Origin of the sequence: Aliiroseovarius sp. Z3 (assembly GCF_029105185.1) — a bacterium.
Taxonomy (GTDB): domain Bacteria; phylum Pseudomonadota; class Alphaproteobacteria; order Rhodobacterales; family Rhodobacteraceae; genus Aliiroseovarius.
In genome coordinates, this window is sequence record NZ_JAFMZK010000004.1 from 389,583 (window position 1) to 399,593 (window position 10,011).

12 protein-coding genes are annotated in these 10,011 nt (G+C 63.0%); 9 read left to right on the forward strand and 3 right to left on the reverse strand.

Translation table 11 applies throughout. The features are described from left to right. Positions 1 to 259 precede the first annotated feature (259 nt). Positions 260 to 958 (forward strand): heparan-alpha-glucosaminide N-acetyltransferase, encoded by a 699-nt coding sequence (locus tag J3R80_RS10035; protein ID WP_275393634.1) that lies wholly within the window; start codon positions 260 to 262, stop codon positions 956 to 958. A gap of 271 nt (positions 959 to 1,229) precedes the next feature. Continuing rightward, positions 1,230 to 2,540 carry an integrase family protein gene (locus J3R80_RS10040; protein WP_275393635.1) on the forward strand — a complete coding sequence of 437 codons (1,311 nt, stop codon included), beginning with the start codon at positions 1,230 to 1,232 and terminating at the stop codon, positions 2,538 to 2,540. On the opposite strand, the gene J3R80_RS10045 is transcribed toward J3R80_RS10040, so the two are convergent. Then, a complete protein-coding gene (locus tag J3R80_RS10045; protein WP_275393636.1) occupies positions 2,537 to 3,193 on the reverse strand; it encodes a DUF6680 family protein in 657 nt (218 codons plus the stop codon). The genes J3R80_RS10040 and J3R80_RS10045 overlap by 4 nt on opposite strands. A gap of 424 nt (positions 3,194 to 3,617) precedes the next feature. Here J3R80_RS10045 and J3R80_RS10050 point away from each other — a divergent pair, with 424 nt between their 5' ends. Together J3R80_RS10050 and J3R80_RS10055 are read left to right on the forward strand one after the other, a co-directional pair. Next, entirely contained in the window at positions 3,618 to 3,941 is a 324-nt protein-coding gene (locus J3R80_RS10050; protein ID WP_275393637.1) for a helix-turn-helix domain-containing protein, read from the forward strand. Positions 3,942 to 4,083: 142 nt separating this feature from the next. Further along, positions 4,084 to 6,096 carry an AAA family ATPase gene (locus J3R80_RS10055; protein ID WP_275393638.1) on the forward strand — a complete coding sequence of 671 codons (2,013 nt, stop codon included), beginning with the start codon at positions 4,084 to 4,086 and terminating at the stop codon, positions 6,094 to 6,096. Positions 6,097 to 6,311: 215 nt separating this feature from the next. Here the strand turns inward: J3R80_RS10055 and J3R80_RS10060 are convergent, their stop codons facing one another. Continuing rightward, entirely contained in the window at positions 6,312 to 6,608 is a 297-nt protein-coding gene (locus J3R80_RS10060; RefSeq protein WP_275393639.1) for a hypothetical protein, read from the reverse strand. Positions 6,609 to 6,831: 223 nt separating this feature from the next. On the opposite strand from J3R80_RS10060, the gene J3R80_RS10065 reads away from it, so the two are divergent. The 5 genes from J3R80_RS10065 to J3R80_RS10085 all read left to right on the forward strand — a co-directional run bounded on the left by J3R80_RS10065 (position 6,832) and on the right by J3R80_RS10085 (position 8,907). Then, positions 6,832 to 7,578, forward strand: a complete 747-nt coding sequence (locus J3R80_RS10065) for a hypothetical protein (RefSeq protein ID WP_275393640.1) — start codon at positions 6,832 to 6,834, stop codon at positions 7,576 to 7,578. Positions 7,579 to 7,609: 31 nt separating this feature from the next. Next, positions 7,610 to 8,029, forward strand: coding sequence for a DUF5681 domain-containing protein (locus J3R80_RS10070; protein ID WP_275393641.1), 420 nt, complete (start codon positions 7,610 to 7,612; stop codon positions 8,027 to 8,029). Further along, positions 8,026 to 8,415, forward strand: coding sequence for a hypothetical protein (locus tag J3R80_RS10075; protein WP_275393642.1), 390 nt, complete (start codon positions 8,026 to 8,028; stop codon positions 8,413 to 8,415). Before J3R80_RS10070 ends, J3R80_RS10075 begins: the two co-directional genes overlap by 4 nt. Positions 8,416 to 8,504: 89 nt before the next feature. Continuing rightward, entirely contained in the window at positions 8,505 to 8,714 is a 210-nt protein-coding gene (locus J3R80_RS10080) for a hypothetical protein (RefSeq protein ID WP_275393643.1), read from the forward strand. Next, a complete protein-coding gene (locus J3R80_RS10085) occupies positions 8,707 to 8,907 on the forward strand; it encodes a hypothetical protein (protein WP_275393644.1) in 201 nt (66 codons plus the stop codon). Before J3R80_RS10080 ends, J3R80_RS10085 begins: the two co-directional genes overlap by 8 nt. A 535-nt stretch (positions 8,908 to 9,442) precedes the next feature. Here J3R80_RS10085 and J3R80_RS10090 read toward each other — a convergent pair. Continuing rightward, entirely contained in the window at positions 9,443 to 9,796 is a 354-nt protein-coding gene (locus J3R80_RS10090; RefSeq protein WP_275393645.1) for a hypothetical protein, read from the reverse strand. Positions 9,797 to 10,011: the final 215 nt, after the last annotated feature.

Genomic DNA, 10,011 nt, shown 5'->3' on the forward strand with positions numbered 1-10,011 from the left:
GAGGTGTCTTGCCAAACCGACCTGCGAGGACGCCAGATCCTGTGCCGAACACCGCCCCAGGTACCCAATCGCACGAGCGGTGACCAATGCAGCCCGAAACCCTCGGTGATACGATAGCAGGGCTTGAGCGCACCCGTGACAGCGGTCGTATCGTCTTGCTCTTGTCGGTCTTGCGTGTCTAGCATCCGGTCGAGGACAGGTTCTCTGCTAGCGAAGGTATCCCTTGGTCACCAACTTTCCCCAGTCTCGGCGCCGTCGTGTGCCAGAAATTGATATTGCACGGACATTCGCCCTTGCTTCGATGATCGTCTTTCACTTTGCGTATGATCTGTCGATGTTCGGCTTCTTGCCGCCGGACGCGATGATTCAACCCGGCCCACGATTGGCCGCACAGCTCATTGCGGGAAGCTTCTTGTTTCTGTCCGGGGTCAGCCTTTGCCTGGCGCATTGTGACGGCATCAGGTGGCGGCCCTACTTGCGCCGGTTGGGCGTTCTGGTCCTGGCCGCCGCGGCCGTTTCACTGGTTACGCGATTGGCAATGCCCCACGAGTGGGTGCGCTTCGGAATTCTGCATTCTATCGCGGCCTCGACCGTCTTGGCACTGCCGTTTCTGAAGGCGCCTGTGCCCGTGATGGCGATTGTCGTGGTCGCGACGCTGGCGATGGGACAAGTCAGCTTTTCGGCCTTTGACGGTCCCTTGTGGCTTTGGTCTGGCTTGAGCGCCACATTGCCGTTCATGATGGATTACGAACCTGTCTTCCCCTGGTTCGGCATATGCCTGTCGGGTGTCCTTTTTACGCGGCTTTTCCGTGAAAAACTCACCTCGGTGCTCGATGAATCAGACAGATATGTCCGGATGCTCAGTTGGCCGGGCAAACACAGTCTGGCGATTTATCTTCTGCACCAACCCATCCTGTTTGGGTCGGTTTATCTCGCCAGCCGGATTTTCCAGAGCTAGCGCCCAACAGGCCGCCAACGGCAAACCAACCCGTGAGAGGGGCCGCTTAAGCGCTCGCTGTAGCAGGGATTTTTGGCTCCGGCGGTAGGGATCGAACCTACGACCAATTGATTAACAGTATCGGGCAGGCGAACTATACGCAGCCCTATGTTCCCATATTTAGCTATATTTACTAACGATTTCAGTTGCTTGGATCGAACGATAAGCCCTAAGCAAATAGCTCGTAGCTATACCGCTACTGCTTATGACTTGCTTATGAGGAGCCAAGACCATGCCCAAGCCGACCCCGAAGCATCCGCCTGTGAAGCTCACCAAGGGCTACATCGACCGCATCAAGCCCGGTCCCAAGGACGAGTTCCATTGGGACACCGACACCAAGGGGTTCGGCGTTCGCTGCACCCCCACACGCAAGCTCACCTTCGTCGTCCAGGGGCGCCCGAACCCCGATAAGCCCGCTGCCCGCATCACCATCGGTCCCTATGGCGTGTTCACCGTGGACAATGCGCGCGTTACCGCCCGTGAATACCTGCTCGACATGGCCAAGGGTATCGACCCGCGCGCTGTGAAGAAGCAGGAGCAAGCCGAGGGGGTGACGTTGAAGGAGGTCTATGACAGCTACGTCAGCCGCCCCGGTAAGCTTAAGGCGAGCACTCGCCAGTGGTATGAGTTCTACGTCACCAAGGTGTTCGCCGACTGGCAGCACCGCCCTGTGGTGGAGATCACCCGCGACATGGTGCGGGAGCGGCACGCCAAGATCATGGCCGAGGGACTGCCGGGGAAGAAGCGTAAGGGCGGGGCACCGGCCAGCGCCAACAGCGCCATGACCGTGCTGCGCATCCTTCTCAACTATGCCGCCGACGAGCACGAGCTTGCCGATGGCACGCCGTTGATCCCGGTCAACCCTGTGCGCGCGATGAAGCGCCACTGGGCACCGGCAGGGGACCGGAGCGAGTGGTATATCCCCTTCGACCGGGTCGGATCGGTCTGGAACATGCTGCATGAGGCGCGCGCCACGGCACGCAACCGGGATGCACGCGCCGGGGTCAACTACGTCATGTTCCTGACGCTGGTTGGCCGACGCCGTGGGGAAGCGCAGAGTCTCCGTTGGGACGAGGTTCACATAGACCGCGAAAATCCGTCTGCGTCATACTGGTTCCTCCGCGACCAAAAAGTCGGCAAGCCCGTGCGGTTGCCGCTGTCGTCTGCCGCGATTGCAGTGCTCGACGCTTGCGAGCGGGTCGAGGGGAACGACCATGTGTTCCCGAGCAGGGGCAAGACGGGCCACATCCGCGATCCTCGCGCGACGTTCGACAGGGTGGACGAGGTGGCCGGGCGAAAGGTCGGGGCACACGGGCTGCGGCGCACGCTGGTCAATGTCGCGCAGAGGGAGTTCGATATTGAGCGGTTCCGCATCAAGATGCTGGTCGGCCACCAGCCCGACGCCAGCGACGTGACCGCGCGCTACTACACCGACTTGTCCGACCTGACGTTCCTCCACCCGGTCATTGAGACTTTGGGGGAATGGGTCGTGCAGAAAGGTCGGGTTGCTGCGGGCGAGAACGTGGTGTCGCTGAGGGCCTAGGTTTGACCCTCGTTCTGCACCTTCACCGCGCGCTCGCCTTCGAGCCATTCCTGTAGCAGCTTTTGTAGGGCCGCTTGGTTCAGCAAGACCTGCTCGTCGGCGGGGAACTCCTTCACCGCCATCGGCAAGGTGGTCTCACCAGCAAACAGCCTGACGAGACCCCGGCGGATGATGGTCTGCTCGGTCTCGAGGTCGCCGTGGGCACGCGGTCCATAGAAGTCACGCTGAAGCTGCTCGCGGGTGAAGTTGAACCCGAGGAACTGAGAGATGAGAAACAGCAAGTCGTAGAACAGGTTGAGCCGCTTCTTGACCCATTCGTCGTCCGGCGGATTGTCCTCGGCGTGATGGTCAAGGTAGGTCTTCCATGCAGTGTTGATCTCCTTGAGCTTCCCCTTCGACCCGTAAAATTCGACCGGCACTGCGTTGAATGCCTGCACGTGCTCGCCAGACAGCATCGCCGCGCGTGTCGCCATCAATGTTCTGAAAATGGCATGTCGCCGCTCATCCACCGACCGCCTGCGCTCAAGCCACTTCTGCGCCTGCACCGCAAGCACGGGGCCGCCGAGCGTTGCAAAGACGATGGACGCATTCGCCCAGTTGACGGTTCCTAGCCAGCCCCAGACCTGTGCTGCAAAGTGAGTGATCCAATCCATATATGCCCTCGTTCTTGTTGTGTTCTTCGAGATATGGGGTCGCGGGAAGCCCGCTGCAAGAGCGCACAGTCACCGAAACCCGGCGCCGCCGGGTAGGTGGCGGCCTCGCCCCTAAAGCGGCTGTAGCCGGCGCTGCGCCGCGCTGTGTGCGGGCAGGGTGCTGGCCTCAGGGCGGTGCGCCGCATTTAATCCATGTTTAGAAAGAGCTTGCTCGACCTATTCGCGGCAACGTATAGCTACCTATGTCCTCAGCTAAATGAGGAACGTGCCGGAGACGGGGCACACGAAGAATACTGTCTCCGAGATCCGGTGAAGCAAGGGTAGCCAGTCCCCTAGGGCATCGGACACTGCCAGATCGGCATTCGGCCTGATCTGGTGCTGGTGACCACAGCGCAAGCCAACACTTGTCGCCGGAGTCACCTGTATGACCCACACGATTGATCTGAACGATCTGCTGACCAATGAGGACGCGGCGCGCCTCCTTGGCATCAAACCCACCACCCTCGAAATGTGGCGCTACCTCGGGAAAGGACCGCCCTTCCTGAAACTCGGTGACGTGCCACAGTCGCCCGTCCGCTACCTGCGTTCGGCGGTCATGGCATGGCTGGCTGAACGCTCCTACCGCAACACCAGCGAGGCGACCGCCGCGATGCGTGCTGCCCCGGTGAAGGTCGCGCCTGGCGCAATCCCCGGTCCTTGGACGAACGGGAAACGCAACGTCAACCAGTCGGGCGGTGCATCGGAATGAAATTGCTGTCGAACTTTGAAGTGACTGTTCGTCGGCAAGCCTGCCGTAAGCCCACGTCACGAAAACAGCCGGGCGCTGAGCACACCCGGCTGTCGATCGTCTACCCCTGCCAACAGCCTGATACGAGGAAGGACTGGTCGGCATGGACAAGGTAACAGAACAGGCGATCGGTCCGCAAACGAACCCTTACGAGCGACTGCCCGCAGAGCTTCGCGCTCTGCCGCAATGGTGCGTCACTCCGGGGACGGCCACCGACAAAGCGCCCCGCCGACTGGATGGGCAGAACGCGAGCGTCACCGACCCTACCACATGGGCAGACTTTGACACCGCCTGCCGGGTGGCGTCGGAGAGGGGCTGGCGTGTCGGCTTCGTCTTCACCGCCAACGACCCATTCGCCTGCATCGACCTCGATGTTGTCAACGAGGAGACGCAGCGGGCGAAGGGCGAACCCATCGACGCGAGCAAGTGGACCACGCCCGAGGTGCTTCAGCGCTACGCGACGGGCATCACCAACATGAACTGCTACACCGAGCGGTCTCGTTCTGGTCACGGGTTCCATGTGATTGCGCGGGGCAACATCGGGAAGGGTCGTCGGCGCGATGGCGTCGAGGTGTATTCGCAGGAACGGTTCCTGATCTGCACGGGCGACGTTCACTTGGACCAGCCGGTTGGCGACCGTCAGTCGGAGCTGGATTCGATGGTGGCTGCGATGGCACCTCCTGCTCCCGAGGTGGAGCTGTGGGGCGACCCTGACCCGGACTATGCCGTTGCTGACCGCGCGGCGGTGGATGGGGGCGAGCTGGGCAAGCTGTTCCGCGGGGAATGGGCAGGCCGGTATCCTTCGCAGTCTGAGGCCGACCTTGCTTTGGTGAAGCTGCTCGCGCCGCTGACGGATACCCCGCGTGAGTGCTGGGCCACCTTCCGTCTCTCGAAGCTGGGCGAGCGCGACAAGGCGGGCAGGGCTGACTACGCCAAGCGCACCATGTCCCTCGCCCTTCAACACGCTGCGAACGACGCCGCGCAGGTGGAGCACGGCAAGGTGCTGTCGGACGGGATGTTCCTTCAAGCGGCGCAGAACCCGCGCCACTTCCGCCTGCTGATGGACGGCGACCTTGACCGCCTGCCGCGCCTCCGGTGGCTGGTGAAGTGGATCATCCCTGACGCTGGTGTCGGGGCGATCTACGGCGATTCCGGCACCTTCAAGTCGTTCCTGACACTCGACCTGCTTGCGCACATCGCGAACGGCAGGGAGTGGTTCGAGCAGAGGGTGCGACAAGCGCCCGCTGTCTACGTCCCTTTCGAGGGGCAGGGAGGCATCCCGAACCGGGTGAGGGCATGGCGGCTGGCGCAGACACAAGCCCGTCTCCCCGAAGGGCAGTTCGCTTTCGCCCCGGCGGCTGATGTGGTGTCGAACATCGCGGTCATCATGGACCCTCTCAACCTGAGGGAGCAGGCAGACCGGGACAAGCTGGTGGCGACCCTGACGGAGAGCGGTTGGGCAGGCGGGGTGCTCTGCATCGACACACTGGCGCACGCTTCTGCCGGGATCGACGAGAACAGTAGCGAGATGGGTGAGATGATCGCCGTGTTCCGCGACCTTCAGCAGCGCCTCGGAGGGGTCATCCTGCTCATCCACCACAGCGGCAAGGACCAAGCGCGCGGGATGCGCGGCTGGTCGGGTCTCCATGCGGCGATGGACTTTGTCATCGAGTGCCAGCGCGACAAGAGCACGGGCACCCGCGAGGCGCAGTTCGTCCTCACGAAGGTGAAGGATGGCAGCGACGGGCGGGCGTTCGAGTTTGAAGCGGTGCCTGTCCAGCTCGGTCAGGACGAGGACGGGGACTTTGAGTCCTCCCTGACCATCGTTCCCACAGGTGGCGAGGTTGACCGTTCCCGTGACAAGTCGAAACCCGACGCCGAGCAGGACCGCGACGACGATAATTTCGTCTGGGAGTGGGTCAAACGGGAGCTTGAGGCAGGCGAATACCCCAGTGGGCGGTCGTTGGAAGGTCAGCGCGAGAAGCAGATGAGTCAGGAACGGGTGCTGACACAGAAGCGTCTCAGGGACGCGATCAACAGGTTGCGTGCGTCTAGTCGGCTGGTGGATTCCCTCGATAAAGCGCCCTCCGGCAACCTTTATTTGGTGGCGATGTGATCGGGCGCGTTGCAACGCGCCCCGGGTGCGTTTCGGGGGCGTTGCCCCGTGTTAACGCACCCCGAACCCGCAGGGGCAGCAGCACCCCCTCAGGGGGTGCGTTGCTGCGTTACCCCTTTAGGCCAACGCACCCTTTTCAACGCACCCTGGCCGGGTCGCGTTTCACCTGCGTCGCAGCGGCATTTCGGGGTCGGGTGCGTTGCGATACCGGCTCGTCATTCGGCGGCGATGGCAGACGCATCGTTTCGCGCCTGTATGGCCTCGATCCGCGCCCTGAACGTGTCGCTGGCAAAGACCGTCTCGACGGGTCGGAACGCAGCGGCGCGCCTCGCACCCTTGCAGGTGGCCAGTGCCCGTATGCGCCCAGCCTGTGCCTGTGCCAGCAACATGCCCGCCTCGGCAGGCGCTGGTGTGGGGAGGTCGGTGCGCCACTCGGTGCGCAGGTAGAGCGGCAGCGGTTTCGGTCTCGCAGGACGGACGCGGCGTGGCTTGGCTGTGGTGGTGTCGTTCATGGATGCCCCCTTTGGTTGAACGACCCCCTAAGCCCGACACGTCTCGGGGAGAGCGCAAGCGAAAACTGCGGAGGGGCTGACCTATTGACCATGAGTTAGTTGTTCCGACCCATGTGGGTCAGACCTAACACGTTGATACGAATTGCAAATTCGCTTGTAGAGACCGACGAGAGCGCCGTAGCGTAAGCCCATCGTAACCCCTATGACGACAAACGAGGATCAAATGTCCACCGAGATCAACACATCGATCACCGCCGACCTTCACCCCGATACCTTCCGTTCGCAGGTCGGCGCGGATGATGACACCGCGCCTTTCATCGCCCCGGCGGTCGAGGCGTTCGAGAGCGCGTATTCCTACCTCGGCAGCATCTACGCCGTGCGCGAAGCAGCGTTCAGCGACCCGACGCTGACCCCCGAAGCCGCGCTGCTCCGCACCGACGACCATGCGGCTGCCAAGCTGGCCGCTGTCACGCAGAAGTTCGACAGCACCATTGCGCAGTTCACCCGCAGCATCAAATCGCTGGAAGCCGACCTGAGCGCCAGCGTGAAGGAGCAGGCGGGCAAGATGGTGTCGGGCGAGGTGCGCGCCCTGATGCAGAAGTCCAGCGACCGCGTTGCGCTGCTTGAAAAGGCGCTGGCCGAGAAGGACGAGGAAGTGCTGTCCGCCGTGCTGGGCGCGCCGCCCATGCTGTCGGGGCTGTCGAAGGAGCTGCACGCCACCTTCCTCCGCGCCTACAACCAGATGCGGAAACCCGAGACGACCAAGCGCCTCAACGCGCTGACCGCTGCTCGCACGCAGCTTGAGAACAAGGGCGGGCTGGTGCTCCGCGAGATGGAGAAGGCGGTCGGCACGGTCCCGGTCCTCAAGCAGGACAAGGCAGGGGTGACCCGCATCGTCGGGAAGATCACGCCGCGCGAGGTGCGCGAGAAGCGCAACGCTTCCGCCAAGGTCTACCGGCAGCACGCCTGATCTGCGGTCTTGATATCAGAGGATTGGGCGAATGACGCAGGTGCCAGCGAACCACTGGACGCCGGGGATGAAGTCCCCGAACCCTAAGGGTCGTCCTCCCGGCCCGTCGAAGCAGCAAGCGCTTCTGCGCCGTATGCTGGACGAGGGTGAGGAGGTGCTGGACGCAGTGCTCGCCAAGGCGAAGGAGGGCGACCCCGCCAGTGCGGGGCTGGTCCTCAGCCGCATCCTGCCGGTGCTCAAAGCTCAGGGCGAGAAAGTCACCTTCGACCTCGACCCGTCGCTGCCGCTGGCCGCCCAGGTGGAGCAGGTGCTTGCCGCTATCGCGTCCGGGCAGATCGCCCCTGACGTGGGGCGACAGATCATCGAGGCCATCGGCACGCTGGGCAATGTGCGCGCGCTGGAAGACCTCGAAAGCAGGTTGGCAATTCTGGAAGCCAAGGAGATTCGATGATGGAGAGCTGTGCGAAGATGTTTCAGGGACGGGTGGCGACCCTCGCACCGGGGCATGGCGACCTGTTCGTGCTCACCCTTCTGGGCGACCGGGTGCTGGCCTACGAACCGATCACCGTCTACGACCGCGCAGTGCGGCGCGCCAACGAACTGGCGAAGGTCCGCAGCGAGCGACCGTTCACCGTCAAGGTGCTCGCCCTCAGCGGCAGGGAAGCGCGCAAGCTGCTCGGCATCAGCGGCGGCATCAGCAGCCTCGCCCCGCACGAGCACGCTGAGCTTCGCGAGCAAATCCGCGCCAACTGCATTGCGGCGCTTGAGACGTGCCGCGACCCACACGTCATGGCGGATGCCTATGACGTTCTGCGCTGGCTTGGAGCGGTGCAATGAGGCGCGAACCGAACGAACTCCCCTTCACTGGGCGCTCATGGAATGCCCCCGCGCAGCGACGGGCACAGGTGCCAGAGGAAGATCGGCGCGTGACCTACCACATGGGGCGGGCATATCTGAACGAATCCAGCATCCGCGACCCTGACCATTCCGTGCAGCCCGACGACATGCGCGCGCTGCGGGAACTGCACGAGGGCGCGGGGCGGGATCGGCAAGCCCGCAAGGACGCGAACCTCGCCGCTGCGCTGCGCCTCGGTGAAGCGCTAAAGGTCTTCAAGGGCGAGGCGGTCGATGAGTAGCGCGCGGGCACTGCTGACCCGTGTTGCTCGCCTTGAAGCAGCACGCGCACCCAAGCTCTCGCGCATCGCCAAGGCCTACGGCAGCTTCGACGCCTTCGCTGAGAAGGTGCGCCGGGACATGGAGGCCGGGGTGCTGGACCGCGACTTTCCGCTTCCGCACCTCGAACGATGGGAGCGCGAGAAGCTGTGCTGACGGACGAACCTGCATGGCTGGTGGCATGGCGCGAGGGGCGCACCGCGCCCGCAGCCCCGGCACAGCGCGGCGCACAGCCGCTGGCCGGGGTGGCTCAAGGGGGTAGCCGCGCGAAACCCCAAGCCCGCGCTGCAAACGGCGCAAATCGGGGGTCGTCAGGCTTCACCGATCCGGGGTTTGAGGCATGGCCGTTCGACGGCGGCAAGCATCGGGAACCTGTCCTCGATCTGGACCACAACCCGCCGCGCGTAGTGAGGAAGGTCGGTTGGCGTTTGTGTATGTGCTGCGCCAAACCGTTCTGGAGTGAAGACACCACCCGCCAACGCCTGTGTGGCGAGTGCAAAGCGCCCCCGAAGGGGCAGAGACGAATACCATAACCGTCGCGCGGAGTGGCAGCGACGGAGCGGTCTCGCCAACCGCCCGAGGCATAGCGGTTCAGTCCCTCGTTAAACGCAACAACCGCAGTCAGGGCGGGGTAACTCCTTTCCCCGTGACCTGTAAGCGCCTCGGGAACATGGGTTCCGAGGCGCTTTCATCAGTATGCTGACGCTTCGTGTTCCTGCGCGTTCGGCCCTGCGCTTCGCTTGTGCGCTTTGGATGAGAAGCCGCCTATCGCCATTTCGCACTCGACGTAGACCTCGCCCTTGCCGACTGGCTCTTCGCCAGCGGTGTAGGTCATGACGCCATCGTCGGGATACGTGAAGCTCCAGCGGACGCGACGGACGATGAAGTCCTCCGATCCAAGATAGTCGTCGCTCGGCGGACCCTTCTTGTAGTCTCGCGCAACGGTGATGTAATCGCCAACCTGCGGGATCGCAGGAACGTCCATCGTCAATGTATACTCAGCCTCGCCTCCACCAGCCGGGACCGCAACCAAGTAGATTCGCATCCTGCACCTCGCTCTTTTACGAGCAGAGTAATGCCATCTGCAGAGATTACCAGTGAAGCCTGCTGTAGCTTATGACATGCTTATGGGGTAGGTCTGGAACTACAAAGGCCGCCAGCGGCTGTCTCGGTATGTAGCTGTTTTTATTGGGATTTTTGGCTCCGGCGGTAGGGATCGAACCTACGACCAATTGATTAACAGTCAACTGCTCTACCGCT

Coding starts and splice junctions, on each gene's coding strand:
- J3R80_RS10040 (WP_275393635.1), top strand. CDS start 1,230: ATGCCCAAGCCGACCCCGAAGCATCCGCCTGTGAAGCTCACCAAGGGC.
- J3R80_RS10045 (WP_275393636.1), bottom strand. CDS start 3,193: ATGGATTGGATCACTCACTTTGCAGCACAGGTCTGGGGCTGGCTAGGA.
- J3R80_RS10050 (WP_275393637.1), top strand. CDS start 3,618: ATGACCCACACGATTGATCTGAACGATCTGCTGACCAATGAGGACGCG.
- J3R80_RS10055 (WP_275393638.1), top strand. CDS start 4,084: ATGGACAAGGTAACAGAACAGGCGATCGGTCCGCAAACGAACCCTTAC.
- J3R80_RS10060 (WP_275393639.1), bottom strand. CDS start 6,608: ATGAACGACACCACCACAGCCAAGCCACGCCGCGTCCGTCCTGCGAGA.
- J3R80_RS10065 (WP_275393640.1), top strand. CDS start 6,832: ATGTCCACCGAGATCAACACATCGATCACCGCCGACCTTCACCCCGAT.
- J3R80_RS10070 (WP_275393641.1), top strand. CDS start 7,610: ATGACGCAGGTGCCAGCGAACCACTGGACGCCGGGGATGAAGTCCCCG.
- J3R80_RS10075 (WP_275393642.1), top strand. CDS start 8,026: ATGATGGAGAGCTGTGCGAAGATGTTTCAGGGACGGGTGGCGACCCTC.
- J3R80_RS10085 (WP_275393644.1), top strand. CDS start 8,707: ATGAGTAGCGCGCGGGCACTGCTGACCCGTGTTGCTCGCCTTGAAGCA.
- J3R80_RS10090 (WP_275393645.1), bottom strand. CDS start 9,796: ATGCGAATCTACTTGGTTGCGGTCCCGGCTGGTGGAGGCGAGGCTGAG.